The 25802-nt window shown below is 73.6% G+C and carries 26 protein-coding genes and 16 pseudogenes; 12 read left to right on the top strand and 30 right to left on the bottom strand.

Going from position 1 to position 25802, the window contains the following annotated elements; translation table 11 throughout:
* Positions 1–49: 49 nt before the first annotated feature.
* From G5V59_RS35670 to G5V59_RS04340, 5 genes and pseudogenes are all read right to left on the bottom strand, one after another.
* Positions 50–97: pseudogene (locus G5V59_RS35670) on the bottom strand (hypothetical protein); the annotation flags it as partial.
* A 148-nt stretch (positions 98–245) separates the two neighbouring features.
* Positions 246–698, bottom strand: a pseudogene (locus G5V59_RS04355) (4-hydroxy-2-oxovalerate aldolase); the annotation flags it as partial.
* Between the two features lie 151 nt (positions 699–849).
* Positions 850–906 (bottom strand): annotated as a pseudogene (locus tag G5V59_RS04350) (hypothetical protein); the annotation flags it as partial.
* Between the two features lie 95 nt (positions 907–1001).
* A complete protein-coding gene (locus tag G5V59_RS04345) occupies positions 1002–1694 on the bottom strand; it encodes an acetaldehyde dehydrogenase (acetylating) (RefSeq protein ID WP_278259627.1) in 693 nt (230 codons plus the stop codon).
* 229 nt (positions 1695–1923) lie between these two features.
* Positions 1924–2316: a fumarylacetoacetate hydrolase family protein gene (locus tag G5V59_RS04340; RefSeq protein WP_278255712.1), complete on the bottom strand. Its 393-nt coding sequence runs from the start codon at positions 2314–2316 to the stop codon at positions 1924–1926.
* A gap of 245 nt (positions 2317–2561) precedes the next feature.
* Between G5V59_RS04340 and G5V59_RS04335 the strand changes: the two genes are divergently transcribed.
* Entirely contained in the window at positions 2562–2723 is a 162-nt protein-coding gene (locus G5V59_RS04335) for a hypothetical protein (protein WP_278255711.1), read from the top strand.
* 41 nt (positions 2724–2764) lie between these two features.
* Here the strand turns inward: G5V59_RS04335 and G5V59_RS04330 are convergent, their stop codons facing one another.
* A complete protein-coding gene (locus G5V59_RS04330; protein WP_278255710.1) occupies positions 2765–3070 on the bottom strand; it encodes a hypothetical protein in 306 nt (101 codons plus the stop codon).
* A gap of 230 nt (positions 3071–3300) precedes the next feature.
* Here G5V59_RS04330 and G5V59_RS04325 point away from each other — a divergent pair.
* From G5V59_RS04325 to G5V59_RS04305, 5 genes and pseudogenes are all read left to right on the top strand, one after another.
* A pseudogene (locus G5V59_RS04325) lies at positions 3301–3726 on the top strand (FAD-dependent oxidoreductase); the annotation flags it as partial.
* A 127-nt stretch (positions 3727–3853) separates the two neighbouring features.
* A pseudogene (locus G5V59_RS04320) lies at positions 3854–4078 on the top strand (FAD-binding protein); the annotation flags it as partial.
* Positions 4079–4118: 40 nt separating this feature from the next.
* Positions 4119–4424, top strand: a pseudogene (locus G5V59_RS04315) (FAD-binding protein); the annotation flags it as partial.
* A gap of 139 nt (positions 4425–4563) precedes the next feature.
* A complete protein-coding gene (locus G5V59_RS04310; RefSeq protein ID WP_341351128.1) occupies positions 4564–4962 on the top strand; it encodes an FAD-binding protein in 399 nt (132 codons plus the stop codon).
* A gap of 491 nt (positions 4963–5453) precedes the next feature.
* Positions 5454–5888, top strand: a complete 435-nt coding sequence (locus tag G5V59_RS04305) for a MaoC/PaaZ C-terminal domain-containing protein (protein WP_341350842.1) — start codon at positions 5454–5456, stop codon at positions 5886–5888.
* Here G5V59_RS04305 and G5V59_RS04300 read toward each other — a convergent pair.
* On the bottom strand, positions 5840–6259 hold the full coding sequence (locus G5V59_RS04300) for a MarR family winged helix-turn-helix transcriptional regulator (protein ID WP_278255709.1): 420 nt from the start codon (positions 6257–6259) through the stop codon (positions 5840–5842). The genes G5V59_RS04305 and G5V59_RS04300 overlap by 49 nt on opposite strands.
* Positions 6260–6328: 69 nt before the next feature.
* Here G5V59_RS04300 and G5V59_RS04295 point away from each other — a divergent pair, with 69 nt between their 5' ends.
* The 3 genes from G5V59_RS04295 to G5V59_RS04285 are packed head-to-tail and all read left to right on the top strand — an operon-like array spanning position 6329 to position 6974.
* Complete coding sequence (locus G5V59_RS04295; protein WP_278255708.1) at positions 6329–6451, top strand: hypothetical protein; 123 nt, start codon at positions 6329–6331, stop codon at positions 6449–6451.
* Positions 6426–6623: an OsmC family protein gene (locus tag G5V59_RS04290; RefSeq protein ID WP_278255707.1), complete on the top strand. Its 198-nt coding sequence runs from the start codon at positions 6426–6428 to the stop codon at positions 6621–6623. The genes G5V59_RS04295 and G5V59_RS04290 overlap by 26 nt, the downstream gene beginning before the upstream one ends.
* An 18-nt stretch (positions 6624–6641) precedes the next feature.
* Positions 6642–6974 (top strand): hypothetical protein, encoded by a 333-nt coding sequence (locus G5V59_RS04285; RefSeq protein WP_278255706.1) that lies wholly within the window; start codon positions 6642–6644, stop codon positions 6972–6974.
* Here G5V59_RS04285 and G5V59_RS04280 read toward each other — a convergent pair.
* Positions 6923–7201 carry a hypothetical protein gene (locus G5V59_RS04280; protein WP_278255705.1) on the bottom strand — a complete coding sequence of 93 codons (279 nt, stop codon included), beginning with the start codon at positions 7199–7201 and terminating at the stop codon, positions 6923–6925. The two genes, G5V59_RS04285 and G5V59_RS04280, sit on opposite strands and share 52 nt — an antisense overlap.
* A 41-nt stretch (positions 7202–7242) precedes the next feature.
* Between G5V59_RS04280 and G5V59_RS04275 the strand changes: the two genes are divergently transcribed.
* A complete protein-coding gene (locus G5V59_RS04275) occupies positions 7243–8118 on the top strand; it encodes an ERCC4 domain-containing protein (RefSeq protein WP_278255704.1) in 876 nt (291 codons plus the stop codon).
* On the opposite strand, the gene rpe is transcribed toward G5V59_RS04275, so the two are convergent.
* The 9 genes and pseudogenes from rpe to G5V59_RS04235 all read right to left on the bottom strand — a co-directional run bounded on the left by rpe (position 8078) and on the right by G5V59_RS04235 (position 13674).
* Positions 8078–8743 (bottom strand): ribulose-phosphate 3-epimerase, encoded by a 666-nt coding sequence (gene rpe / locus G5V59_RS04270; RefSeq protein WP_278255703.1) that lies wholly within the window; start codon positions 8741–8743, stop codon positions 8078–8080. The two genes, G5V59_RS04275 and rpe, sit on opposite strands and share 41 nt — an antisense overlap.
* A gap of 349 nt (positions 8744–9092) precedes the next feature.
* Positions 9093–9245 carry a hypothetical protein gene (locus G5V59_RS04265; RefSeq protein ID WP_278260269.1) on the bottom strand — a complete coding sequence of 51 codons (153 nt, stop codon included), beginning with the start codon at positions 9243–9245 and terminating at the stop codon, positions 9093–9095.
* Between the two features lie 57 nt (positions 9246–9302).
* Positions 9303–9500 (bottom strand): annotated as a pseudogene (locus tag G5V59_RS04260) (aminotransferase class V-fold PLP-dependent enzyme); the annotation flags it as partial.
* A 223-nt stretch (positions 9501–9723) separates the two neighbouring features.
* Positions 9724–9948: pseudogene (locus G5V59_RS04255) on the bottom strand (aminotransferase class V-fold PLP-dependent enzyme); the annotation flags it as partial.
* Positions 9949–10477: 529 nt separating this feature from the next.
* A pseudogene (locus tag G5V59_RS35665) lies at positions 10478–10777 on the bottom strand (DNA primase small subunit domain-containing protein); the annotation flags it as partial.
* A gap of 73 nt (positions 10778–10850) precedes the next feature.
* Positions 10851–10937: pseudogene (locus G5V59_RS35660) on the bottom strand (hypothetical protein); the annotation flags it as partial.
* Positions 10938–10969: 32 nt separating this feature from the next.
* A complete protein-coding gene (locus G5V59_RS04245; RefSeq protein WP_278255701.1) occupies positions 10970–11275 on the bottom strand; it encodes a hypothetical protein in 306 nt (101 codons plus the stop codon).
* Between the two features lie 9 nt (positions 11276–11284).
* A complete protein-coding gene (locus G5V59_RS04240; RefSeq protein WP_278255700.1) occupies positions 11285–12775 on the bottom strand; it encodes a phosphatidylglycerol lysyltransferase domain-containing protein in 1491 nt (496 codons plus the stop codon).
* Positions 12664–13674 carry an NUDIX hydrolase gene (locus G5V59_RS04235; protein WP_278255699.1) on the bottom strand — a complete coding sequence of 337 codons (1011 nt, stop codon included), beginning with the start codon at positions 13672–13674 and terminating at the stop codon, positions 12664–12666. Before G5V59_RS04235 ends, G5V59_RS04240 begins: the two co-directional genes overlap by 112 nt.
* 157 nt (positions 13675–13831) lie before the next feature.
* Between G5V59_RS04235 and G5V59_RS04230 the strand changes: the two are divergent.
* Together G5V59_RS04230 and G5V59_RS04225 are read left to right on the top strand one after the other, a co-directional pair.
* Positions 13832–13933, top strand: a pseudogene (locus G5V59_RS04230) (SigE family RNA polymerase sigma factor); the annotation flags it as partial.
* Between the two features lie 178 nt (positions 13934–14111).
* Positions 14112–14258, top strand: coding sequence for a sigma factor-like helix-turn-helix DNA-binding protein (locus tag G5V59_RS04225; protein WP_341351127.1), 147 nt, complete (start codon positions 14112–14114; stop codon positions 14256–14258).
* A gap of 484 nt (positions 14259–14742) precedes the next feature.
* On the opposite strand, the gene G5V59_RS04220 is transcribed toward G5V59_RS04225, so the two are convergent.
* The 13 genes and pseudogenes from G5V59_RS04220 to metK all read right to left on the bottom strand — a co-directional run bounded on the left by G5V59_RS04220 (position 14743) and on the right by metK (position 25778).
* Positions 14743–15627 carry an alpha/beta hydrolase gene (locus tag G5V59_RS04220; RefSeq protein ID WP_278255698.1) on the bottom strand — a complete coding sequence of 295 codons (885 nt, stop codon included), beginning with the start codon at positions 15625–15627 and terminating at the stop codon, positions 14743–14745.
* Entirely contained in the window at positions 15624–15938 is a 315-nt protein-coding gene (locus tag G5V59_RS04215) for a hypothetical protein (protein ID WP_278255697.1), read from the bottom strand. The genes G5V59_RS04220 and G5V59_RS04215 overlap by 4 nt, the downstream gene beginning before the upstream one ends.
* Entirely contained in the window at positions 15935–16642 is a 708-nt protein-coding gene (locus G5V59_RS04210; RefSeq protein WP_278259623.1) for an LLM class flavin-dependent oxidoreductase, read from the bottom strand. Before G5V59_RS04210 ends, G5V59_RS04215 begins: the two co-directional genes overlap by 4 nt.
* Before the next feature lie 46 nt (positions 16643–16688).
* Entirely contained in the window at positions 16689–17162 is a 474-nt protein-coding gene (locus G5V59_RS04205) for a hypothetical protein (protein ID WP_278255696.1), read from the bottom strand.
* 225 nt (positions 17163–17387) lie between these two features.
* Entirely contained in the window at positions 17388–17570 is a 183-nt protein-coding gene (locus G5V59_RS04200; RefSeq protein ID WP_278260268.1) for a hypothetical protein, read from the bottom strand.
* Between the two features lie 130 nt (positions 17571–17700).
* Positions 17701–17753, bottom strand: a pseudogene (locus G5V59_RS04195) (hypothetical protein); the annotation flags it as partial.
* A 70-nt stretch (positions 17754–17823) separates the two neighbouring features.
* Positions 17824–18222: pseudogene (locus G5V59_RS04190) on the bottom strand (transcription antitermination factor NusB); the annotation flags it as partial.
* A complete protein-coding gene (locus G5V59_RS04185; RefSeq protein ID WP_278255695.1) occupies positions 18216–18968 on the bottom strand; it encodes a methionyl-tRNA formyltransferase in 753 nt (250 codons plus the stop codon). The pseudogene G5V59_RS04190 and the gene G5V59_RS04185, both read right to left, overlap by 7 nt.
* Positions 18965–19514: pseudogene (gene def, locus G5V59_RS35655) on the bottom strand (peptide deformylase). The gene G5V59_RS04185 and the pseudogene def overlap by 4 nt, the downstream one beginning before the upstream one ends.
* 1693 nt (positions 19515–21207) lie before the next feature.
* Positions 21208–21588, bottom strand: a pseudogene (locus tag G5V59_RS35650) (primosome assembly protein PriA); the annotation flags it as partial.
* Positions 21589–21646: 58 nt separating this feature from the next.
* Positions 21647–21988, bottom strand: a complete 342-nt coding sequence (locus G5V59_RS04170) for a hypothetical protein (protein ID WP_278255692.1) — start codon at positions 21986–21988, stop codon at positions 21647–21649.
* Entirely contained in the window at positions 21985–23415 is a 1431-nt protein-coding gene (locus G5V59_RS04165) for a M4 family metallopeptidase (RefSeq protein WP_278255691.1), read from the bottom strand. The genes G5V59_RS04170 and G5V59_RS04165 overlap by 4 nt, the downstream gene beginning before the upstream one ends.
* 1157 nt (positions 23416–24572) lie before the next feature.
* Positions 24573–25778: pseudogene (gene metK / locus G5V59_RS04160) on the bottom strand (methionine adenosyltransferase).
* Positions 25779–25802 lie beyond the last annotated feature (24 nt).

Here is a 25802-nt window from a genome sequence, read left to right as displayed (position 1 = left end):
CGGCCTCCAGCAGGATCTGCGCGCCGGAGACGCCGTAGCGCTCGGCGGCGTTGCCCGCGTGCTTCAGGAACGAGGAGTAGACCCCGGCGTACCCCATCATCAGGGTCATCCGGTCCAGGCGGCACTCCTCGGGCATCGCGGGGCGGATGACGTCCTCGGAGGCGTCGACGATCTGCAGGAAGTCCACGCCCGTGGTCCAGCCCAGGCTTGTCGCAGACCCCGATGAACGCCTCCAAGGGCGTGTTCCCGGCGCCGGCACCGAAGCGGCGCACGGAGCCGTCGATCTGGGTCGCGCCCGCGCGGGCCGCGATCACGGTGTTCGCGACGCCGAGGCCGAGGTTCTCGTGACCGTGGAAGCCGACGTCGGCCTGGCCGCCGATCTCCGCGACGACCGCGGAGACCCGGTCGGCGGTCTGCTCCATGATGAGCGCGCCGGCCGAGTCGACGACGTAGACGCACTGGCAGCCCGCGTCGACCATGATCCTGGCCTGCTTCGCGAGCACCTCCGGCGGCTGGGTGTGGCTCATCATCAAGAACCCGACGGTCTCCAGGCCGAGCTCGCGGGCCAGCCCGAAGTGCTGGATCGAGACGTCCGCCTCGGTGCAGTGCGTGGCGATCCGGCAGATCTGGCCGCCGTTGTCCTGCGCGGCGCGGATGTCGTCCTTGGTGCCGACGCCGGGGAGCATGAGGAAGGCGATCTTGGCCCGCTTCGCGGTCTCCGCGGCGATCTTGATCAGGCTCCTGCTCGGGCGTGCGCGAGAAGCCGTAGTTGAACGACGACCCGCCGAGCCCGTCGCCGTGGGTCACCTCGATCACCGGGATGCCGGACTCGTCGAGGGCGCGGACGATGTCCTCGACCTCCTGCGCGGTGAACTGGTGCCGCTTGTGGTGCGAGCCGTCGCGCAGGCAGGTGTCGGTGAGGCGCAGGTCGAGCTTTGCCGAACGGCTCGTCGCCGTGGATCCCGGACCAGGTCCGCTGCAAAGCGTTGATGTCGGTCATGTCAGGCCTCCGAGAGGATCGAGCGGGCGATGTTCTCGCCGACCTGCGCGGCGGCGGCGGTCATGATGTCGAGGTTGCCGGAGTACGGCGGCAGGTAGTCCCCCGCCCCCTCGACCTCGACGAAGATCGAGACCCGGCGGCGGCCGCCGGTGAGGTCCGAGGGGCCGTCGAACTGCGGCTCCTGCAGCAGCCGGTAGCCCGGCACGTACTCCTGCACGGCCTTCTCCATCGCGTGCACGGACTCCGCGATCGCGTCGGTGTCGGCGTCCGGGTCGACGGCGCAGAAGATCGTGTCGCGCATGATCATCGGCGGCTCGGCGGGGTTGAGGATGATGATCGCCTTGCCCCTCTCCGCGCCCCCGATCGTCTCGACGCCGGCCGCGGTGGTGCGGGTGAACTCGTCGATGTTGGCCCGGGTGCCGGGCCCGGCGGAGACCGAGGAGACCGAGGCGACGATCTCGGCGTACGACACCGGGGTGACCCGGGAGACGGCGTTGACCATCGGGATGGTGGCCTGCCCACCGCAGGTGATCATGTTGACGTTGAGCGCGTCGACGTGGGCCATTCCGTTGACCGGCGGGATGACCGCCGGCCCGACGGCAGCCGGGGTCAGGTCGACCGCGCGGATGCCGGCCTCGGCGTAGCGGGGGGCGTACTCCCGGTGGACGTACGCCGAGGTCGCCTCGAAGAGCAGGTCGGGCAGGCTCGTCCTGCTTGAGCAGCCAGTCGACGCCCTCGTGGCTGACCTCCAGGCCCTTGTCGGCGGCCAGGCGCAGGCCCTCGGAGGAGGCGTCGACGCCGATCATCCAGCGGGGCTCGACCACGTCACTGCGCAGCAAGCTTGTAGAGCAGGTCCGTGCCGATGTTGCCGGGGCCGACGATCGCGGCCGTCAGCCTTCTTGCCGGTAGCGGTCACTGGGGGTTCACTCCTCGAACGAGACGGTCAGGGGCGCGAAGCCGCTGATGGACGCCGTGACCCGGTCCCCCGGGCTGAACGGCACGAAGGGACCGAGGGCCCCGGACAGGATCAGGTGGCCGGCGCGCAGCGGGTCGCCGAAGCGGGCCGCCTGGACGGCGAGCCAGCGCAGCGCCTCCAGCGGGTCGCCGAGGCAGGCGGCGCCGGTGCCGGCGGAGCGCTCCTCGTCGTTGATCGTGAGCGACATGACGACGTCGCGTGGCTCCAGGTCGTCGAGCGAACGGCCGTCGCGGCCGACGACGAAGAGCCCGCTCGAGGCGTTGTCCGCGACGGTGTCGGTGAATCCGATGTCCCAGGACTCGATCCGCGAGTCGACGATCTCCAGCGCCGGCAGGGCCACCTCGACGGCGTCGCGGACCAGGCTCGAGCGTGATCTCCTCCTCCGGCACGTCGAGGTCGCGGGCCAGCACGAAGGCGACCTCCGCCTCGACCCGCGGCTGCACGAGGGTGCGCATCGAGATCGGGATCCCGTCGACGCCGTCGCTGACGTCCATGTCGCTGAGCAGGTAGCCGAAGTCCGGCTGGTCCACGCCGAGTTTGCTGCTGCACGGCCTCGGACGTCGCACCGATCTTGCGGCCGACGACGTGCACCCCGCCGGCGAGGCGGGCCCGGACCAGGCCCTGCTGGACGGCGTACGCCGCGGGGAGGTCGTCGGTGCCGATCAGGTCGCGCACGGCGGCGCAGGGCACCCGCGTCGCCTGGGCGGTGGCCAGGCGCTCGACGGCGGCGGCGATCGCTTCCGGTGAAGTCACCGGCTCATAGTAGAACGTGTTCCACTTTCTCGCACTCAGGGTCCCAGCGACGCAGCCCGGTGAGCACCAGGGTGCGGCTCGCGCCGCGTGTCCCGAGCGCCTCGACCGCCCGCGGCAGGCTCCTCGCGCGAGAGCCGGCGCGCCAGGGTGACGTGCGGCAGCCAGCCCTGCGGGTGCCGGTCCGGCGCCTGGGCGCGCACCGCGAGGACCCGGCGCAGCACGTCGTCGCCGACGTCCACCGACCAGGCCAGCGACACCCTCTCCTCCCCGAGCACCAGCAGCCCCGAGATCCGGGCGCGGGCGGGGAGCAGGCCGCCCAGGCGCACCCGGGCGACGTCCACCGCCTCCTGCGGCAGCAGCGGGGCGGCGACGAGCGTGAGATGGGGCGCGTTCGTCGTACCGCGGTGGTCGAGCCTGGGACGGCAGGCCCGCGTCGCGCAGCACCTGCCAGTCCGCCACGACGGCCGCGGAGCCCGCCTCGTCGGGCACCAGGCTCGAGCGCGTGCATCCTCGCCATCCGTCCAGTCTGCCTGTCGCCTCCACGCCGGTAGAACCTGTTACAGTTTTGCCCATGAAGGACTCCTACGACGTCGTCGTGGTCGGCGCCGGCGGTGCCGGCATGTCGGCCGCGCTCGCCGCCTCCCGCCAGGGCCTCGACACGGTCCTGGTCGAGAAGAGCCCGTACTTCGGCGGCTCCACCGCTCGCTCCGGCGGCGGCGTGTGGATCCCGGGCAACTACGCGCTGCGCGCGGCGGGCCAGGTCGATCCCGGCGACCAGGAGGCCGCGAAGACCTACCTCGACGCGATCGTGGGCGACGTCGTCCCGAAGGTGCGCCGCGACACCTACATCGACCGCGGCCCCGAGGTGCTCGACTTCCTGCGCGAGCACACGCCGCTGGAGTTCACCTGGGTCCCCGAGTACGCCGACTACCTCCCCGAGCAGCCGGGCGGACGCCCGCGCGGGCGCAGCGTCGAGCCGGTGCCGATGGACGCGCGCTTCCTCGGCGAGGAGCCTGGAGCGGCTGCACCCGGCGTACACCAAGGCGCCGGCGAACCTGATCGTCACCCAGGCCGACTTCCGCAAGATCAGCCTCGGCCTGCGCACGCTCAGGGGGCCGCTGACGATGGTCAAGGTGATGCTCAAGCGACTGCTGGCGATGCTGTCCGGCAAGAAGATGTTCGCGATGGGCAACGCGATCGCGATCGGCCTGCGCCAGGGGCTGCGCGACGCCGGCGTGCCCGTGGAGTACGAGACCGCGCTGCTGGACCTGCTCGTCGAGGACGGCCGGGTCGTCGGCGTCGTCGTCGAGCAGGACGGCGCGCGGCGCGAGGTCCGCGCCCGTCGCGGGGTGATCCTCGGGTCCGGCGGGTTCGAGCACAGCCAGGAGCCTGCGCGAGAAGTTCCTGCCCCAGCCGACCTCGACCGAGTGGTCCACCGGCTCGGTCTCCAACACCGGCGGCGGCCTGCTCGCGGGCACCGCGGCCGGAGCGGCCACCGACCTGCTCGACGACGCCTGGTGGGGACCGACCATCCCACTGCCCGGACGCGCGTGGTTCTGCCTGGCCGAGCGCAACCTGCCCGGCTCGATCATCGTGAACTCGGCGGGCGAGCGCTTCATGAACGAGGCACTGCCCTACGTCGAGGCGACCCACGAGATCTACAAGGGCCAGGCCACCGGGGTGGACCACGTGCCGTCGTACATGGTCTTCGACCAGACCTACCGCAACCGCTACCTCTTCGCCGGCGTCCCGGGCCGCCAGCCCTTCCCGGGGCGTTGGTACAAGGAGGGCGTCGTCGTCCGCGCGGACACGCTGGCCGAGTCTCGCCGCCAGGCTGGACCTGCCCGCCGGTTCGCTCGACGCGACGGTCGACCGGTTCAACGGCTTCGCCCGCTCCGGCGTCGACGAGGACTTCCACCGTGGCGAGAGCGCCTACGACAAGTACTACTCCGACCCGACCGTGAAGCCGAACTGCTCGCTCGCGCCGATCGCGAAGGGCCCGTTCTACGCGGTGAAGATCGTCCCGGGCGACCTCGGCACCAAGGGTGGCCTGGTCACCGACGAGCGCGCGCGGGTGCTGCGCGAGGACGGCACCGTCATCCCCGGCCTGTACGCCGCCGGCAACGTGTCGTCCGCGGTGATGGGCAACACCTACCCCGGTCCCGGCGGGACGATCGGCCCCGCCCTCGTGTTCGGCTACCTGGCAGCGGAGGACGTCGCCCGTGCCCATTGATCCCTCGGTCGCGATCGGCGCCGATCTCGGCGCCCGGACCTTCTCCTGGGCCACGTCCGACGTGCTGCTCTACCACCTCGGCGTCGGCGCCGGCTCCCGCCCGGGTGACAACCTCGACCCCGGCGCGCTGCGGTACACCCTCGACGACGCCGCGCTCCAGGTGCTGCCGTCGTTCGGCGTCGTCGCGCCGACCTTCCACGAGACGGACCCGCCTCCGCTGGACCTGCCCGGCTGCGACATCAACCTCGCGCAGGTCGTGCACGGCTCGCAGTCGATCTCCGTCTCCGGCCCGCTCCCCGCCTCCGGTACGGCGACCGTGCGCACCACGCTCACCGACATCTGGGACAAGGGCAAGGCCGCCGTGATCTGGCAGGAGGGCGTGGCCACCTCGGAGGAGACCGGCGCCGAGCCTGTGGCGGGTCCGCTCCTCGATCTTCGTCAAGGGCGAGGGCGGCTGGGGTGGGGACCGCGGCGCAGCGACGCCGGTCGCCGTGCCCGACCGCGAGCCCGACTCCGTCTCGGCCTACGCCGTGACACCGCAGCAGGCCCTGCTCTACCGGCTCTGCGGCGACCGCAACCCGCTGCACGCCGACCCGGCCTTCGCCCGGGGTGCCGGCTTCCCGGCGCCGATCCTGCACGGGCTGTGCTCCTACGGCATCGTGCTGCGCGAAGCTCACCGACGGCCTGCTCGACGGCGACGCCTCGGGCGTCGGCGGTTTCACGGCCCGCTTCGCCGGAGTGGTCTTTCCGGGCGAGACGATCCGGGTCGCCGGCTGGTGCGAGGACGGCCGGGTCGTGGCCAGCGCGGCGATCGCGGGCGGCCAGCGCGACGGCGCCCCGGTCCTGGCCGACTGCGTCCTCGACCTCAGGCTGAGGGTCAGCATCCGCAGCAGGCCGCGCAGCCTGGGCGGCCTGCTCCTCGGTGATGCCCAGCGCCTCGGCGATGCGGCAGTGCACGTCCCCGAAGCGCTCGTGGACGGCGCGTCCGGCGTCGGTGAGCGCGACCAGGACCGCACGCTCGTCGTACGGGCTGCGGTGACGGGTGAGGAGCCCGTCGCGCTCCAGGCGGCGCAGCAGCGGCGAGAGCGTGGCGTGGTCGAGGCGCAGGCTCCCGACCGACGTCCTTGATCGGGATCTCGTCGTGGGCGCCTAGAAGCACGAGCACGAGGTACTGCGGGTAGGTCAGGCCCAGCTCACCCAGGATCGGCCGGTACGCCGCAGTGACCTGACGCGAGGCGGCGTACAGGTCGAAGCAGATCAGGTCGTCGAGGACCGGCGCCGCGAGATGTCTGGCCATGGTGGGAATATACCTCGTGAGCGCTTATCTTGTGCACTACACAATGTCACCGATCGAGAGGATCCACCCATGCCCACGCGCACCGGACGTACCGCCTGGAACGGCGGCCTGCAGGACGGCACCGGCCAGGTCGAGCCTGACCTCGTCGGGAGCCGGCACCTTCGACGTGTCCTTCCCCAAGCGGGCCGCTGACGACGCCCAGGGCGCCACCAGCCCCGAGGAGCTCATCGGCGCCGCGCACTCCGCCTGCTACGCCATGTCGCTGTCGAACGAGATCGCCCAGGCCGGCGGCACGCCGATCGCCCTCGACGTCTCCGCCGACGTCACCCTCGGCCCCGACCCGGCCGGCGGCTTCCAGGCCTGACCGGCATCAAGGCTCGTCGTGCGCGGCGAGGTCGAGGGCCTCGACGAGGACGCCTTCCAGGCGGCCGCGGGCGCCGCCAAGGTCGGCTGCCCCGTCAGCAAGGCGCTCTCCGGCGTGACGATCACGCTGGACGCGGCGCTGGAGAGGCTGACCGGGTCCCCGACCCGGACGGTCCCACCCTCCAGGACCCGGAACACGGTCCCGGCCCGGCGCCGGAGCGCCTCCTGCGCTCCGGCGCCGATCGTGTCGTCGAGCAGGCTTTGCACGGCGCGGCCACCCGCACCGCCTCCAGCAGCACGTCACCGATCCGGAGCAGGGACCCGGGGTCGCGCGGCACGACGCCGTGGCTGAGCGTGAGGTTGCGCCGGGTCAGGCTCACTGGGGACCGCTCGGCCGTAGACCTCCGCCGCCTCGTCCAGGCTGGTCCGGCTCTGCACCGTCACGTGCCGGTGCCGGGTGCCGTGGTAGCGGTCCCCCACGATGCCCTTGCCCGCCTCGACCTCGACCGACTCCTTCGGCTGCATCGGCAGCCGGCGTCCCTTGGCCACGTGGATCGTCTCCACCACCGGGTCCCTCACGGCACGAGTCTTCCATGCTCGCGGGTGGGTACGGTCGGAGCGTGGTCGACGTGGGTCCGGTGCTGGTCGACCACCGCGAGCAGAGCAGCACCATCCCGGCGGCGCTGAGGGCCGCCGGTCTCGAGGTCCGGCTCGTCGACCTCCCGGTGGGCGACTACGTGCTCGGGCCGGGGCTCGCGATCGAGCGGAAGGGCCCGGCCGACCTCGGTGCCTCGATCCGCGACGGCCGGATCTTCGACCAGGCGACCCGGCTGCAGTCGGCGTTCCCGCAGGCAGTGCTCCTCATCGAGGGCGAGCCGCAGAGCATCGCCGAGGACGCCTGGCGCGGCGCTGTGTGCCGTCTCGTCGAGGACGGGTTCACCGTGCTGCACAGCCTGGACGCCGAGGACAGCGCGGCGTGGGTGGTCCGGCTCGCCAAGCGGGCCCGCCGGGCAGGGCCGACGACGCGCACCGAGGGACCACGCCGGGCGCCGCGGCACCCCTCCGCGCAGGCGGAGGCGATGCTGTCCGTCGTCCCCGGCATCAGCACGGCGATGGCACGCAGCCTGCTCACGTCCTTCGGCTCCCTCGCCGCGGTCGCCGCCGCTGCGCCCGACGGCCTGCGGGGGCACCCGGGCATCGGCCGGGTCAGGGCGAGCCGTCTCGCCGAGGCCCTGCACGCGTCGTACGTCGTCCCGGCGGACCGGGAGCCGGAGCCGGCACGTCCCGCGCGCGGCACTCGGCCGGACCGCCGCTGGGTGGTGGTCGGGCCCGACGGTGAGACCCGGTCCTTCGACCGCCGCGCCATCGCGCTGCGGGCCCTGCGCACGGCGCCCGCGGGCACTCAGGCTGGTGGACGGGCTGACCGGCGAGGTCACCGCCCGGGACTGAGTCGCGTCAGGCGATCGCGGCCGCGGCCTTGTCGCGCAGCGCGGTGACCATGGCGTCGGGGTCCTCGGCCGAGTAGACCGCCGAGCCGGCGACGAACACGTCCGCGCCGGCCTCGGCGCAGCGCTCGATGGTCTCCAGGGAGACACCGCCGTCGACCTGCAGCCAGGTCTCCACGCCGTGCTTGTCCATCAGCGCGCGGGCGCGGCGGATCTTCGGCAGGCACAGGTCGAGGAACCTCTGACCGCCGAAGCCCGGCTCCACGGTCATGATGAGCAGCATGTCGAGCTCCGGGAGCAGGTCCTCGTAGGGCTCGATCGGCGTGGCCGGCTTGAGCGCCATCGAGGCCCGCGCGCCGGCCGCGCGGATCTCGCGGGCCAGCCGGACCGGCGCCTTCGCGGCCTCGACGTGGAAGGTCACCGAGCCGCAGCCCGCCTCGACGTACGCCGGGGCGTTGCGGTCGGCGTCCTCGATCATCAGGTGTGCGTCGAGCGGGACCGGGCTGACCCGGGCCAGCGCTTCGACCATCGCGGGCCCGAAGGTGAGGTTCGGGACGAAGTGGTTGTCCATCACGTCGACGTGCACCCAGTCGGCACCGGGGATCCGCGCCACCTCCTCGCCCAGGCGGGCGAAGTCGGAGTTGAGGATCGACGGCGTGATCTGCAGGTGGCCCACGGGCGAGCAGTCTAGAGGTCGCCTCCGGCCGGGGCCGATGCCGGATCTGGTCTCGGCAGCGCACCGATTCGGCCGTTCGGCTCCGGAACGGGCGCACCCGGCCGATCATCGAAGCAGGAACCACGGCGGTTCCGGCGAGGGGAGGTCTCCCGATGTCGATGATGAACAGCGAGGCACGCAAGCGCGCCGCGGCCCGGCTCGCGGAGCCGGATCCGACGGCGGTGGCCGCCCGGCTCGCCGACGCGTGGGACCGCGAGGCCGACCACGAGGACGCCTGCGGCAACGGCTTCGCCGCGGTGATCCTGCACGCGCACGCCCGCGAGCCTGCGGGCCGCGCTGCGGCCACCGATCAGCGCCTGAGCGCCTCCGCGACCGCCTCCACGCCGCGCTCCACCTCGGCGAAGGAGGTGGACAGCGGCGAGAGCCCGATCCGCAGCCCGTCGGGGTTGCGGAAGTCGGGGATCACGTCGCGCTCCCACAGGGCGGCGGTCACCTCACGCATGCGTGCATGGGAGAGGGTGACGTGGCCGCCGCGCCGGGCGGGGTCGCGCGGGGACACCAGCGCGACCTCCGGGAGGTCGCGGTCCACGAGCGCCACGGCGTACGACGTCAGGGCGACCGACTTCGCGCGCACTGCCGCGATCCCGGTCTCCTCCAGCAAGGACACCATGTCCTCCAGGCCGAGCATCCCCACCACCGGCGGGGTCCCGCTGATCAGCCGGCGGACGCCCGTGGCCGGCTGGTAGCCCTGGCCCATCGCGAACGGGTCGGCCGCGCCCATCCAGCCCTGCACCGGCTGCTGGAAGGCGCCGGACTCCAGGTGCCGTCGGGCGACGTAGCCGAAGGCGGGCGCGCCGGGGCCCCCGTTGAGGTACTTGTAGGTGCAACCGACCGCGACGTCGACCTCCCACGCGTCCAGGCTCCACCGGCACCGCGCCCGTCGAGTGGCACAGGTCGAGCAGGATCCAGGCGCCCGCGTCGTGCGCGACCTTGGTCAGCGCGGGCGCATCGGCCAGCCAGCCGGACTTGTAGGCGACGTGGCTGACCACGACGAGCGCGGTCCGCTCCCCCACGACCTCCGACAGGCCCTCCGGCGTCACGCCGCCGACCGGGTCCACGTCGAGCCAGCGGACGGTGAGCCCGCACTCGCGGGCGACGCCCTCCACGACGTACCGGTCGGTGGGGAAGTTGTCCCGGTCGATCACGATCTCCGTGCGCCCCGGCTGCGCGGCCACCGCGCCGCGGATCAGGCTTTGTAGAGCAGCACCGTCGTGGAGTCGCCGATCGCGGTCTGCCCGGGCGCGGCGCCGAGGCCGACCGCGGCGAGCCGGTCGCCCAGCACCAGCGGCGAACTCGAACCAGCGCTCGTCCCAGCCGCGGATCAGCCGACCGCCCCACTCCTCGGTCACGAACGCGCGCACGCGGTCGGCGGTCGCACGCAGCGGCCGGCCGAGCGAGTTGCCGTCGAGGTAGACCAGCGGGGTGTCGGCACCGACGAAGCGGTCGCGATGGGCGGCGAGCGGGTCCTGCGCGTCCAGCGCGGCGGCGTCGAGAGTCACCCGCAGAACCTACTCCCCGCCGCCGTCGTCCCCGTCGTGGTCCTCGGGCAAGCTCGTCGCGATCGGCCCACTCCAACAAGGGTCCGAGGTCGAAGACGTGGTCGTCGATGTCGTGGTGGAGGTCGCCGATCTCGGCGAAGCGCTGCGGCACCGTGCGGATCGTGAAGTCGCGCGGGTCGGCGTCGTCGATCTCCTCCCAGCGGATCGGGGTGGAGACGCGGGCGTCCGGCAGCCCGCGGACCGAGTACGCCGCAGCGATGGTGTGGTCGCGGGCGTTCTGGTTGTAGTCGACGAACACCGCGGCCGGGTCGCGGTCCTTCTTCCACCAGGTGGTGGTGACCAGGTCGGGAGCGCGCCGCTCGACCTCGCGGGCGAAGGCGAGCGCCGCGCGTCGTACGCCCTTGTGGTCGTGCTCCGGCTTCACCCGTACGTAGACGTGGAGGCCCTTGCTGCCGCTCGTCTTGGGGTAGCCCACTGCGCCCAGGCTCGTCGAGCACCTCGTGGGCGACGTGGGCCACCTTGCGGATGTCGTCGTACGTCGACGCGGGGCCGGGGTCGAGGTCGATGCGCCACTCGTCGGGCATCTCGGTGGCGCCGCGGCGGCTGTTCCACGGGTGGAACTCGACCGTCGACATCTGCACCGCCCAGATCACCGACGCCGACTCGGTCACGCACAGACTCGTCGGCGGTGCGCTTCCAGCGGGGGAAGAACAGACTGCACCGTCTCCACCCAGTCCGGCGCACCCGCGGGCAGCCGCTTCTGGTGCACCTTGTCGCCCTCGATGCCCTTGGGGAAGCGGTGCAGCATGCAGGGGCGCTCCCACAGCGCGTTGACGATGCCCTCGCCGACGGCGAGGTAGTACTCGACGAGGTCGAGCTTGGTCGCACCGATCTCCGGGAAGTACACGCGATCGGGGTTGCTCACCCGGACCACACGGTTCTCGACCTCGATCTCCACCGCCGGGGACGCCATGGTGCGAGGCTAGCGGGGATCGGCCGACGCGGCCGGGACCTCCGGGCCGGGCGTCACCTCGGGGATCTCCTCGACGGCTCCAGCGCGCGAGGGCTTGCGGCTGATCCGGCGGTACCAGGCGGGCGCGACGAGCAGCGCCTCGGCCCGCAGGACGGCGCTGGCGACCCGCGGGAGGTCCGCGACGTCGCCGTAGACGAGGTAGCGCGGGACCCACTCGGGGCGGTACTTCACGTTGGAGCGGTAGAGCGCCTCGATCTGCGCGAAGCGCGAGGCCCCCAGCAGGATCGCGCGCCACATCTTCAGCACCGGGCCGGCACCGATCCGCTCGCCGCGGGCGAAGACGCTGCGGAAGGCCGCGAAGTTGAGCGACACCTTGGTGACGCCGACCTGGCCGGCGTCGGCGAGCAGCGTGGTGACCATCGACTCGACGATGCCGTTGACGGCCTCCGGGCTGCGGCGCATGAGGTCCAGCGAGATCCCGTCGTCGCCCCAGGGGACGAAGGACAGGAAGCCGGCGACCCGGCCGTCGTCGTGGCGGGCGATGACCACCACACCGGCGTCGTCGCGCTCCTGGCCGAAGCGGCCCAGGGCCATCGCGAAGCCGCGCTCGATGGCACCGTCGCGCCAGGCGATGGCGTCCTCGCGCAGGCTCCCTCGCGCAGGCTCGTGCGGCAGGTCAGCAACCCGGTGCACGGTGGCGGACAGTCCCGAGCGCTCGGCCCGCGACACCGCCTGGCGCACGCCGCGCATTGCCCTGCCCTCGAGAGTGAACTCCGCGACGTGCAGGACCGCCTCGTCGCCGACCTCCAGCACGTCCAGGCCGGCGCCGTGGAAGACCTCGGCGCCGCGCTCGCTGCAGCCGAGGTTGGCCGGCGCCCAGCCGTAGGAGCGGGTCTCCTCCAACCAGGCCGCGACCGCCTGCGGCCAGTCGTCGGGGTGGCCGAGCGGGTCACCGGCGGAGAAGGAGACGCCGCCGATCACCCGGTACGACACCGCGGAGCGGCCGGTCCGGCTGAAGACCACCGCCCGGTCGTCGCGCGTCGAGAAGTAGCCCAGGGAGTCCACCCAGCCCCACTGGTCCAGCAGGCCACGCAGGGCGGTGTGCTCGGCCGGGGTCATCGGGTGCGGGCCCTCCGGCGGCGCCAGCGCCGCGACGAAGGCCAGCAGCAGGACGGCGATGCCGAGCACCGCGAGGCCCACGGCGGCGACCGTCTCGCCATGGCCGTGGTGGGTGAACCGGACCGGGCCGGAGACGCCGACCAGACCGAGGGCGGCGTGCGCGAGGCGGTCACCGGCCGTCGTACCGGGCGCCTGGCCGTCGCGGCTCAGGCTCAACCACAGCCAGCCCAGGCCGGTCGCCAGCACCGGGCCTACGGCCAGCACCGTGATCACCCGGCGCAACGAGAGCGGGTCGGGGCGCGCGGTGAAGCTCCTGCGGGCGACGACCAGGCTGCACGACGAACAGCCCGCACAGCGCGGCCTGCTCGACCTGGAGACCACGGAGCAGGTGGATGCAGCCGGCGACGAAGGTCAGCAGCAGCGCGACCGTCCAGGCCCGTGCCTTGCCGCGGCGCAGGCCGCGGGACAGGACGACGAGCATCACGCCGATCGCCGCACCACCCGTGGTCGCCGCCGCCGGGAAGGACGCCGGCACCACCTCGTGCACCAGCCGCACCCGGGCACCGATGCCCGGCAGGTAGGCACTGAGCAGGCTGACCGCCCCGACCACGAGGACGACGCGGCTGACCCACAGCGGGGAGCGGAGCGCGACGAGCCAGGACCTCACGTCGTCGAACGCTACGCCGCCCGGACGGGCCCTCGCGCGCGGTGGGCGCGAGACACGCGCCACATCTCAGCCGGCGCGGCCCAGCGCCACCAGGGCGAGCAGCAGGCAGGCCAGGCTGGCCTCGTCGTCGATCTCGCCGCGGCCGATCCGCGCGAGGAGGTCGGGCAACGGCACCCGGTGGACGGCGACGATGCCGTCCTCGAGCCTGGGCCTCGCCGCCGGCGTACGACAGGCCGCGGGCCAGGTAGACCACCTGCGGAGCGTCCGCGACACCGACCAACGCCTGGGTACGCCCGATCTCCTGCCAGTGCGCGGCGGCCAACCCGGTCTCCTCGCGGAGCTCGCGCCGGGCCGCCTCCAGCGGCTCCTGGCCCTCCGTGCCGCCGGCCGGCACCTCCAGCGAGGACCGGTCACCCGTCGTGTAGCGGTCCACCTCCACGAGCACGACCTCGTCGTCCTCGGTGAGCGGTACGACGAACACCGCCGGGTGCCGCACCTCCACGACGCCGTAGATGCCCTCGCTGCCGTCGGGGCGCACGACCTCGTCCTCGCGGACCCGGATCCACGGGTTCTCGTACGCCGTGCGGGTCGACCGCCGCTGCCAGGTCCTCACCGGACCAACCTAGGTCGTGCCGCCGTAGCGTGACGGCATGCACCCTGTCACGCGATCACGCACCGGGGGCGTCAGATGGGTGTGAAGGCAGACAGGCAGGCGGCGGAGTTCACCGCGTTCGTCCGCGACACCGGCACCCAGCCTGCACCAGGCGGCGATGCTCCTCACCGGCGACCACCACCTCGCCGAGGACCTCACCCAGGCGACGTACGCGAAGGTGTTCGTGCAGTGGCGACGGGTGAGCGCGGCCGACAGCCCGATCGCCTACGCCCGCACCACCTTGCTCAACACCTTCCTGTCGCACCGCCGCCTGCGCCGCAACACCGAGCGGCCGGTCGAGCCTGACCCCGCCCGACCCGGGCCACGAGCCCGACCCCGGCACCCGGCTCGACCTGCTCACGGCGCTGGGCACCCTGGCGCCGCTGGACCGGGCCATCGTGGTGCTCCGCTACTGGGAGGACCGCAGCGTCGCCGACACCGCCGACGACCTCGGCCTGACCGAGACCGTCGTCCGCACCCGGGCCCGGCGCGCCCTCCAGCGCCTGCGACCACTCATCGACATCCCCGAGAGGACCCGACCATGACCGACCTCGACATCACCCTCGGCCCGGCACTGCGCGAGCGGATGCGCACCGAGGTTCCCGACCTCGAGCACCTCGCCGCGGCGTCCCTGCGCACCGGACTCCGGCTGCGCCGTCGCCGCCGGATCGCCACCGCGGCGGGCGGCGCCGCCGCCGTCACCGTGATCGGCGTGGCCGCCTCCCAGTCCGGCGCCGGTACGACGGCCCGCGACCCCGAGGTCGCCGCCACCAGCAGCGCACCCGCGACGCCGGCCACCACCGTCACCGCCGACGTGCCGAACGTACCCCGCGGCGAGCCCACCCTGCCCGTGACCGTCGGCGCCGCCGGATGGGAGTGCGAGTCCTTCCCCGTCGACGAGAAGATGTGGTGCACGAAGGACCGCCTCTCGGTGTCCGTCGTGGTGCGGCCCCGGTCGGACTACGCGGCCTGGAAGGGCAGCGCCGACAAGGAGGGCTCGGCCGAGTGGACCAGCCCCGTGCACGGCAACTACTTCGTGACGATCCAGGGCGGTGCGGACCCGCTCCCGCCCGCCGAGCTCGACCGGCTGGTCACGAGCCTCGCGTTCGACGCGCACTGGACGCGTCCCTGACCTCGCGGGCCTCCTCCACCCGGTCCAACCAGTCGGCCACGAGTGCGCCGACGACCGCGGGCCGCTCCAGGTGCAGGTTGTGCCCGACGGCGTCGAGCGTCGCGAAGGTGCCACGGACGTAGTGCTCGCGCAGCGCCCAGCCGTCCTCGTGGCCCACGACGTGGTCCTGGCGGCCGAGGACGTGCAGGGACGGAGCCTCGAAGGGAGCAGCCGCGGTCTCGGGGACCGGTGCTTCGGCGTACCGCTCCCCCAGTCGCGTGAGCACGTCCTGGTCGGCGCCGCGCATGCCGGGGGCGACGTGACGGCGGAACGCCCGGAACGCCGCCGGGGTCTGCAGCACCGCCATCTCCGTGAACTCCTCGCGCAGGTCGCCCGCCTCGGCGACCACGGCCTCGTCGGGGCGCACGACCTGGTGGCCGGGGAGCCGGCGCTTCGCGTGGTCCATCTCGAACACACCCGCGAGGGTGGCCAGGCCGACGCACTGCGCCCGCAGGCTCGTGCGCGACGTGACGGGCCACCATCGCGCCGAACGAGTTCCCCAGCACGGCGAACGACCCGCCGGCGGCCACCTCGCGGACCTCCTCCAGCACGGCGTCCGCGACCTCGCCGGGCGTCGCCGCGCCGGTGTCGTCGGCGCCCTCGGCCCACGGCAGGTCGACGTACACGCGCCGGAAGGGGCGGTCGCCGACCATGTCCTCCAGCGGGAGCAGGATCCGGTGGTCGACGGCGAAGCCGTGGACCATCACGAGCGGCGTGCCCTGCCCCGAGGTGTGCGCGATCACCGGGCCGAGGGTAGTCGCGTGCTCAGCGCCAGCCGAGCTCCGGTGCGACGTGGCTGAGGATCGACTCCAGCACGTGCGCGTTGTACTCGACGCCGAGCTGGTTCGGCACGGTCAGCAGCAGGGTGTCCGCCTCGGCGATGGCCTCGTCGGCACGCAGGCTGCTCGACCAGCCGGTCCGGCTCGTCGGCGTAGGTGCGCCCGAAGATCGCGCGCATGTCGTCGATCTGCCCGACCTGGTCGGTCTCCTCGCCACCGGTGCCGAAGTAGGCCCGGTCCGCTGCCGAGACGATCGGGAAGATCGAGCGGCTCACCGAGACCCGGGGCGCGTGGTCGTGGCCGGCCTCGGCCCAGGCTTCCCGGAAGACGCGGATCTGCTCGGCCTGCTGGACGTGGAAGGGCTGGCCGCCCTCGTCCTCCTTGAGGGTCGAGTCTCATCAGGTTCATCCCGAGCCCGGCAGCCCAGCGGGCGGTGCCGTTGGAGGCAGCGCCCCACCACAACCGGTCGCGCAGGCCCTCCGAGTGCGGCTCGATGCGCAGCAGGCCCGGCGGGTTGGCGAACATCGGGCGCGGGTTCGGCTGGGCGAAGCCCTCGCCCTTGAGCACCTCGAGCAGCACCTCGGTGTGACGCCGGGCCATGTCGGCCTCGGTCTCGCCCTCGGCGGGCGCGTAGCCGAAGTACCGCCAGCCGTCGATGACCTGCTCCGGTGACCCGCGGGAGATGCCGAGCCTGCAGCCGGCCGCCGGAGATCAGGTCGGCGGAGCCGGCGTCCTCGGCGAAGTACAGGGGGTTCTCGTAACGCATGTCGATCACGCCGGTGCCGATCTCGATCCGGCTGGTCCGCGCCCCCACGGCCGCGAGCAGCGGGAACGGGCTGGCGAGCCTGGCGGGCGAAGTGGTGCACCCGGAAGTACGCCCCGTCGGCGCCCAGGCTCCTCGGCCGCGACCGCGAGGTCGATCGACTGCAGCAGCGTGTCGGCCGCGGAGCGGGTCGACGACTGCGGACTCGGCGTCCAGTGCCCGAACGAGAGGAACCCGATCTTCTTCATGATTGGTTGAACCGTCAACCTTCTCGGATCATTCCTTGCGCAGGAGTGCCAGGAACATCGCGTCGGTGGCGTGCCGGTGGGGCCAGAGCCTGGACCGTGCCGGGCAGTGGCCCCCCGGCGTCCGGTACGACGGGCAGCGCCGTCGCCGCGTCGTCGAGCCGGATCTCCGGGTGCGCCGCGAGGGCCGCGCCGACGACGCCCGCGGTCTCCTCCGGCACCGGCGAGCAGGTGGCGTAGAGCAGCGCTCCCCCGGGCCGCAGCACCCGGACCGCCTCGTCGAGCAGGGCTCGCTGCAGGGCGACCAGCGCCGCCAGGTCGGACTCGGTGCGCCGCCAGCGCGCCTCCGGCCGGCGCCGCAGGGCGCCCAGCCCGGTGCACGGCGCGTCGAGCAGGATCCGGTCGGCCGAGGCGTCCGCGAAGGGCGCCCGGGTGCCGTCCGCCCGGACGACGCCCGCGAGCCCGGGACCACCGGCGGCCCGGGCGACCAAGCGGGCCCGGTGGTGGTGCAGGCTCGACCCCCGTCACGACAGCACCACGCTCGGCGGCCAGCGCCGCGAGCAGGGACGCCTTGCCACCCGGACCTGCGCACAGGTCCACCCAGTGCCGGTCACTGCCCTCGACGGGAGCGGAGGCGAGGGCGAGCGCGACGAGCCTGGGAACCCTCGTCCTGCACGCCCGCACGGCCCGCGGCGACGGCCGGCACGGAGCCGGGGTCACCGCCGTCGAGGGTGGTGCCGAAGGGCGAGTACGGCGTCGGCGTACCCGGCAGACTCGGCGCGCTCGGCCCGTCCCGGCCGGGCCACCAGGGTCACCCGCGGCGGCTCGTTGTCGGCGGCGAGCAGCGCCGGGAGCTCCGCGGAGCGCTCACCCAGCGCGCGGCCCAGCGCCGCGACCACCCAGGCGGGATGGCTGTGCGCGACCGCGAGGTCGTCCGGCGCGACCCGGGCCAGCCAGGCGTCGAGGTCGTGCGCGGCGACCTTGCGCAGCACCGCGTTGGCGAACCCGGCGGCGCCCTGGTTGACCTGCTGGCGCACCAGGGTGACGGTGGTGTCGATCGCCGCATGGGTCGGGACCCGCATCCCCAGCAGGCTGGTGGGCGCCGAGCCGCAGGGCGTCCAGCACCTTCGCCTCGACCTTGCGCAGCGGCCGGTCGATGCAGTCGTCGAGGATCGCGTCGTAGGTCCCGCGGCGCCGGATGGTGCCGGATGCGAGCTCGGTGGCGAACGCCGCGTCCCGCCCGGTCAGGCCGTGGCGGGCCAGGGCGGCAGGCAGCAGCAGGTTGGTGTACCCGTCGTCGACCCGGACCGCCTTCAGCACCTCGAACGCGGCCAGCCGGGCCGGGTCGACCGCTCGCCGCGGGCGGCTCACTCGAAGGCTCGCGCTCTCGGGCAGCCGTACGCCGCGCGCCCAGTCGGCCGCGGCCATCTGCTTCTTGCCGAACGCCTTGAGGTCGGTGAGCCGGACCGGGTCGGTGGCCGTGCCGACGAGCACCTCGTTCTTGCCGGCCCGGAGGACGCCAGGCGCGAGGGCCGGGCCGTCGCTCACCATCTCGACGCGGCCGAGCTGACCCGCTCGCCGTCGAGGGTCGTCCAGGCTCCGGGGCCCGGGGTGCAGGCACGGATCCGGCGGTCGACGCCGACCGCCGGCTCGCGCCAGTCGACGCGGGCGTCCTCGACGGAGATCTTCGGGGCCAGGCTGACGCCCTCCTCCGGCTGCTCGCGCGCCTCCAGCGCGCCGTCCGCGATCCCGTCGAGGGTCGCGACCAGCAGGCTGGAGCCGCCCTCGGCGAGCCGGCTCAGCAGGTCGCCCGCGGTGTCGGTGGGCCGGATCCGCTCGGTCATCACACCGAACATCGGGCCGGCGTCCAGCGCCTCGACGATCCGGAAGGTGGTCGCGCCGGTGAACTCGTCGCCCGCCCAGATCGAGTGCTGGACCGGCGCCGCGCCGCGCCACGCGGGCAGCACCGAGAAGTGCAGGTTCACCCAGCCGTGGCGCGGGATGTCCAGGGCGCTGCGCGGGATCAGGGCGCCGTACGCGACGACGGGGCAGCAGTCCGGCTCCAGCGCCCGCAGCGCGTCCTGGAACTCCGGCTCGCGCGGATGAGCCGGCTTGAGGACGGGCAGGCCGAGGCTCCTCGGCGCGCTGCGCCACCGGGCTCGGGGTCGCGCTTGCGGCCCCGGCCCGCCGGAGCGTCGGGGCGGGTGACCACACCGACCAGACTCGTGCGCAGACGCGGCGATCGCGTCCAGCGCGGGGACGGCGACCTCGGGCGTGCCCGCGAAGACGACCCTCATCGGCCGAACCCTCCGGTCGCGTGCGGCGAGACGCGGACGGTCGGCTTCTCCAGCCCGAACCACTCCGACTCCCGGATCTCGCGCATCGCGGCCTTGCGGCCGGCGTCGTCGAGCCGGTCGATGAACAGGATCCCGTCGAGGTGGTCGGTCTCGTGCTGGATCGCCCGCGCCAGCAGGTCCGAGCCCTCGACCGTCACCGGCTCGCCGTGCATGTCGAAGCCGGTCGCCACCACCGAGAGCGCCCGCAGGCAGTCGTAGGTCAGGCTCCGGCAGTGACAGGCAGCCCTCGGGGCCGTCCTGGGTGTCCGCGGAGAGCCGCAGACTCGGGGTTGACCAGGTGCCCGACCACGCCGTCGACGTTCCAGGTGAAGACCCGCAGCCCGACCCCGATCTGCGGCGCGGCCAGGCCGGCGCCCGGCGCATCGAGCATGGTGTCGGTGAGGTCGGTGACGAGCCTGGCGCAGGCTCGGCGTCGAACTCGACGACCTCGATCGCGGGCTTGCGCAGGATCGGGTCGCCGAACAGGCGGATGGGTCGGATGGCCACCGACCCATCCTAGTGAGGGCTCAGATCTCCGGCGGATCCACCTGCACCCGCACGGCCTCGAGCTTTGCGTGCCGAGCGGAGCCGCTGCGCCTCGCTCAGCGCGTGCGCCAGCGCGGGCCCCTGCGCCCGCGGCACCCGGATGACGAGCCGCTCCTCGTCGTCCTCGCCGCCGGCCACCGGGACCGGACCGAGCACGTCGGCGGCCTCGGGCGGCTCCAGCAGCGCCCGGAGGTCGTCGATCGCCCCCGGCGTGCCGGTCAGCGTCGCCACCCGCGCCGCGGGCGGCAGCCGGGCCGCTCGCCGGTCCTCGGCCTCGCGGGTCGCGAACCCCGCCGGGTCCCAGCGCACCAGTGCCTGCAGCACCGGCAGCGCCGGGTCGCCCACCGCCAGCGCGCGCCCGCCCGGCCGGACCAGCCCGATCGCGTTGCACCACCGGCGCAGCGCCTCCTCGCCCGCGCGCATGCTGTCGCGACCGAGGGCCCACCACGTGTCGAGGAGCACGACCACGGCGTACCCACCCGCGGCGACCGGCTCCGCGCCCGGCGTCGCCACCACGATCCGGGAACCGCCGTCGACCGCCGACCGGATCCGCTCGCCCGAGGACGTCAGCACCGTGATCGAGGGGAACGACCGGCCCAGGCTCGTCGGCCGTGCGCGCATCGCCCAGCACCGGAGCCCTCAGCCCGGACGCGCCGCACTCCGTGCAGGACCAGTCCGGCGCCTCGGTCGCGCACCACCGGCAGCGTGGTGGCGAGGTCGGCCCGGTGAGCTCCAGCGGGCCCGAGCAGGTGGCGCACCGGGCCGGGGTCCGGCAGCGCTCGCAGGCCAGCCTTGACGGCGTACCCCGCCCGGGGGGTCTGCACCAGCACCGGCCCCCGCTCCAGCCCCCAGCGCACGGCCTCGTAGACCTCGCGCGGGATCCGCGCCGTGGAGGCGAACGGGTCGCGCGCCAGGGCGTGGTCGCTGGCCCCGGTGATCCCGACCAGGGCACGCTTCCGCACCGCCGCTCGCGGCAGGGCGAGTCTCGTGAGCCCAGCCCGAGCGCAGCAAGCTGCTCGGCCTCGACGGTCCGCGTGAAGCCGCCCACCAGTGCCGCAGTCCCCTCGTGCTCGGCGCGCAGCAGCAGCACCTCCCTCGTGTGCGGGTACGGCGCCCGCGGCTCCGCGTGCAGGTCGTCGCCGTCATCCCACACCACCACCAGGCCCAGGTCCCGGACCGGCGCGAACGCCGCCGAGCGCGTGCCGACCACGATCCGCCGGGTGCCGCGGCTGACGGCGAGGAAGTCGCGGTAGCGCTGGGCGGGCCCTGGCTCGGCCTGCAAGGTCACGTGGTGCTCGGCGCCCAGCAGGGCGGTCAGCGCGGCATCGACACGGGCGACGTCGCGGTGGTCAGGCAGGCACAGGATGCTCCCCCGGCCGCCCGCCAGGGCGGTCGCCGCGAGGTGGGCGAGCAGCAGCGGCCAGTCCTCCCCCGGCCCGGTGCCCCAGACCGCCCGCGGAGAGCTCCCCGCGCGGAGGTGGCCGAGGAACGCCTCCGCCGCCGGGTACGCCGCCCAGGCCTCCACCGCGCCCGGCACCTCCGGCAGCGCCGGCTCGGATGGGGACGCGGCCTTCTCCGCCGTGGCGTGCCGCGGCGGGATCGCCAGGCGGCGCACGTCCGCGCTGACCCCGGCGTACCGCTCCGCGACCCGCACGCACAGCCCCGCGACCGCCGGGCTCAGCACCGGCTCGGGGCTGACCACCCGGCGCAGCGGCGACAGCCGGCCGTCGTGCTCCGAGGCCGCCGCACGCGCCACCACGAAGCCGTCCACGTCCTGGCCGCCGAAGCGCACCTTGACCCGCGCGCCCGGCACCGCGTCCTCGGCCATCGCCACCGGCACGGCGTAGTCGAAGGTCCGGTCCAGGTGCGCCAGCGGCAGGTCGAGCACCACCCGCGCCACCGGGTCGGTCGCGGCGATCTCCGCCTCCGCGACCTTGCGCGCGCGGGTGGCGGCTGCCTTGACCCGGCCCTCGGCGGCACGGTCCCGCACGAGACCGGGCAGGTCCAGTGCCGGCTCGTCGGGGGTCGGGGTCATGGGCGCAGTTCTACCAGCGGGGTCCGATGGAAACCCGCCGAGCGTCCCGGGGAGACGCTCAGCGCCGCACGAGCACGGAGGCAGCAGTCCGGGAGACCGTCGTGTAGCCCGCGCGCGACGCGGTGATCCGCACCGTCACCCGGTGCTTCTTGTCCGCCTTCTTCACCACGTAGGTGGAGCCGGTCGCGCCGGTGATCGGCCTGCCGTCGCGGTACCAGCGGTAGGTGAGCACGAGCGGGCTAGGCGACCAGGTGCCGCGCACGGCGGTGAGCCGCCGGCCGACGTACGGCGTGCCGGAGATGCGGATCGTCGGCGGCGCCGCGATGCGGCCGGCTGCCACCCGCGCCGGCGCCGTGGCGACGAGGGGGACCCGCTGGACGCCCGAGACCGCGGTGATCACGACGCTGAGGACCTTGCCGTAGTCGGCCGCGACCGGGGTGTAGCGGACGGCCCGCGCACCCGGGATCGCGACGCCGTCGCGCCGCCACTGGTACTCCCGCCGCTCGACGGGCAGGTTCCACTCGTCACCGCCGGCGGAGTCCGGCACGCCGACGCGCGGGTGCGGATCGTCCATGCTCGGCGCGGCGGTCGGCTGCAGGCGAGGGTCGCAGGTGTAGACGACGATGTCGTCGACGTACCAGCCGGGACCGCCGTTGACCTGGTCGGTGCGCACGCTGAACGTCGGGTGCACAGCGAGGCCGGCGTAGGCCGAGAGGTCGACCCGGCTGCCCACCCAGCCGCGGCTGCTGCCGGCGAAGGCCTTGCGCCCGGCGTTGGGGTCCTGCAGCACGCGGGTGGGCCCGAAGTCCCACGGCCGGTTGGCCAGCGAGTACGTCGTTCCGTCGTCGGTGCCGAGACTCGACCGTCCCGCCGTCCCACCAGTAGGGCGTGCCGTTGGAGGGGTCGATGTCGAACTCGAAGAGGTGCCAGTGGCGGAAGGCGAGGTAGGTCGCCTGGTCGGACGGGACCGTGATCACATCGCTGGTGCGCAACGACCACGCGCCCTTGCCGGACGGCTCCGCACCGACCCAGGCGGTGTCCCCGGAGTAGGCGTTGACGCCGTAGTCCTTGTTGACCGTCGTGGTCGGCGTGCGTCCCCAGACCCCGTCCTTGGTGAACTTGGCGGCCGGGTCCGCCCCGGTCTCGGAGTTGAAGAGCCTCCCGGGGGAACCGGCCCTCGGGGCAGGTCCGCGGCGCGTCCTTGACCGGGTCGCTCACCGGCGGCGTGGTCGACTCGGTCGCCGCGGTGGCCTTCCGCACCGACGCGCAGTCGGCGGCTGCGAAGCCGCGGTAGCCGATCAGCGCGGTGCAGGTCTGGTCGAGCGCGACCGCGAGGTCGGCGTACTCGGTGAAGGCGGTGAGCACGGCCATCGTGTTGACCCACAAGGTGGCCGACTTGGTGAGCAGCGGGTCGCCCACGTCGATGCCCGTGACCGTCTGGCCGTTGAACGAGCCACCCTGCGAGATGAGGTGGAACGTCTTGTTGCCGACGCCGGAGTTGGTGTGCACGCCGCCGTTGTCGACGTAGCGCGGGTCGTTCTGCCAACGATCACTGGTCATCCGGTCCGGCTGGCCGAAGAGCGTGGGGTCGGCCATGTCACGGGCCGCGCCGTCGGGCAGGTCCTCGCCGAGCCGCCAGTCCGTGGCGCTGTCGCCTGCGGAAGCGCTGCGGTGGTCGATGATCTCGCCGATGATGTCGGCCAGCGACTCGTTGATCGCGCCCGGCTCGTCCCAGTAGAGCAGCCCGGAGGTCCGCTCGATCACGCCGTGGGTCATCTCGTGGCCCACGACGTCGTCGGCGCCGGCGTAGCCCTGGCCGTAGAACATCGCGTAGCCGTTCCAGAAGGCGTTGGCCCACGGGCAGGCCTCCCCGCTGACGGGCACGCAGACCCGCACGGTGGAGGCGAGCCTTGAGGCCGTCGGCCGTGGGAACGCCGATCGCCGTGGTGAGGTCCAGGGAGACGGTCTGCAGGTAGAAGTCGGAGACGGCCTTGGCGTTGGCGAAGGCGGCCTCGGCATCGGGGACGGAGGAGGGACCCGAGGTCTCCGTGCGCACGGCGCCGGAGGTGCAGGGCACGTCGGCGGCACGCACGTTGTTCTGGTCGCAGACGATCCGGTCGATCTCCTGGACCAGGTCCACGTCCCGCAGCACGTCCCCACTGCGGTCGTCGACGAGCACCATGCGGCGTACGTCGACGCCGGCACGCACCTCGAAGCGCCACACTCCGCGCACGCCCAGCGCCGGGTCCAGCCCCACGGCGCCGGCGTCGAGGACCCACCGGCCCAGGTCGGCCACGGCGAGAGCGCCGTGGACGCTCCTGCGCACGCGGGCCTCGGCGGCGGCCCTGGCGAGGGCCTCGGTCACCGTGGCGTCCGGGAGGGCGGTCGCGTCGGTGAGGTGGGCGTTGATCGACTGCAGGCTCGCGATCCGCACCGAGGCCGACGACGACCTCGCCACCGAGCACGGGCACCCCGTCGACCTGCTGCTGGTAGCGCACGACGTCACCGCGACCCAGCGCTCGCGGCGCGCCCTCGGCCACCAGGCGCGTGCCGGCACGGTCCGCGCCGATCGCGGCGCCGTAGCGCCGCAGGTGGGCACGCGCGGCATCGGGGACCGGCGTCGAGCGGCCCACGGCCGGGTTGTCGATGCCGGTGCCGGCCGGAGCGCCCACGGAGGTCACCACGCCGGCCTCCCTGCGGATGCGCAGCGGTCCGTCGGCGTCCGCGCGCAGGGATGCCTCGCCGGTCCCGGGGTCCGCCTGCGCACCGGGCACGGCGAGCCCGGGCAGGGGGACGCCGGCCAGGGCGGTCACGGAGACGGCGGTGGCACAGGCCAGGGCCAGGGCACGGCGCATGGGGGTCCTCCCGAGAAGTCGATCGAGCCCGCGCATCGTCGCACCTGGCGGGTGCCTGCGGAGCCGGTTCGGGAAAACGAGACCGCCCGCGCGTCCACGAGGGACGGGCGGGCGGTCCGTGCTTCCGGATCAGATGCCGGCGGCGGCCTTGAGGGCGTCCGCGCGGTCGGTCTTCTCCCAGGTGAACTCGGGCAGGCTCGCGTCCGAAGTGACCGTAGGCGGCCGTCTTGGCGTAGATCGGGCGGCGCAGGTCGAGGTCGCGCAGGATGGCGGCCGGCCGCAGGTCGAACACCTCGAGCACGGCCTGCTGGATCTTCTCGTCCGCGACGACACCGGTGCCGAAGGTCTCCACGAAGACACCGACCGGCTTGGCGACACCGATCGCGTAGGCGACCTGGACCTCGGCGCGACGGGCCAGGCCCGCGGCGACGATGTTCTTGGCGACCCACCGCATGGCGTAGGCGGCGGAGCGGTCGACCTTCGACGGGTCCTTGCCGGAGAAGGCGCCGCCGCCGTGGCGGGCCATGCCGCCGTAGGTGTCGACGATGATCTTGCGGCCGGTCAGGCCGGCGTCACCCATCGGGCCACCGACGACGAACTTGCCGGTGGGGTTGATGTGCAGCCTTGTAGCCGTCGAACGGGACGCTGGTCTTGAACTGCTCGAGGACCGGCTCGATGACCTTCGCCTGGATGTCGGCCTTGAGCCTGCTCCTGACTGACGTCCTCGGCGTGCTGGGTGGACAGCACGACGGTGTCGACGCGCACGGCGCGGTCGTCCTCGTCGTACTCGATGGTGACCTGGGTCTTGCCGTCGGGACGCAGGTAGGCGAGCGTGCCGTCCTTGCGCACCTCGGTGAGACTTCTCAGCGAGGGTCTGCGCGATCTTGATCGGCAGCGGGAAGAGCCTCCGGGGTGTCGTCGCAGGCGTAGCCGAACATCAGGCCCTGGTCGCCCGCGCCCTGCTGGTCGAGCTCGTCGGAGGAGCCGCCGAGGCGCACGTCCTCGGCCGTGTCGACGCCCTGCGCGATGTCGGGCGACTGCGCGCCGATGGCCACCTGCACGCCGCAGGAGTTGCCGTCGAAGCCCTTGTCGGAGGAGTCGTAGCCGATCTCGAGGACCTTCTGGCGGACCAGTCTGCGCGACCGGGGCGTAGGCCTCGGTGGTGACCTCGCCGGCGACGACGACCAGTCCGGTGGTCAGCAGCGTCTCCACGGCGACCCGGCTCTTGGGGTCGTGCTCGAGGAGGTAGTCCAGCACGGTGTCGCTGATCTGGTCGGCGATCTTGTCGGGGTGACCCTCGGTCACCGACTCCGACGTGAACAGGCGTCCGGTCATAGTCGTGAAAACTCCTGGTAAGGG

Source organism: Nocardioides convexus (assembly GCF_011090295.1).
The sequence above is the reverse complement of the archived record's forward strand: the minus strand, read 5'-3'. Positions and strand labels throughout refer to the sequence as shown.

Bases quoted from the DNA above. Each gene is read 5' to 3' on its own strand.
- G5V59_RS04265 (WP_278260269.1), bottom strand. From the start codon at position 9,245: ATGCGTGAGGTGACCGCCGCCCTGTGGGAGCGCGACGTGATCCCCGAC.
- G5V59_RS04245 (WP_278255701.1), bottom strand. From the start codon at position 11,275: ATGGCGTCCCCGGCGGTGGAGATCGAGGTCGAGAACCGTGTGGTCCGG.
- G5V59_RS04295 (WP_278255708.1), top strand. From the start codon at position 6,329: ATGCCCACGCGCACCGGACGTACCGCCTGGAACGGCGGCCTGCAGGAC.
- G5V59_RS04185 (WP_278255695.1), bottom strand. From the start codon at position 18,968: ATGAGGGTCGTCTTCGCGGGCACGCCCGAGGTCGCCGTCCCCGCGCTG.
- G5V59_RS04300 (WP_278255709.1), bottom strand. From the start codon at position 6,259: ATGGCCAGACATCTCGCGGCGCCGGTCCTCGACGACCTGATCTGCTTC.
- G5V59_RS04165 (WP_278255691.1), bottom strand. From the start codon at position 23,415: ATGTTCTACGGCCAGGGCTACGCCGGCGCCGACGACGTCGTGGGCCAC.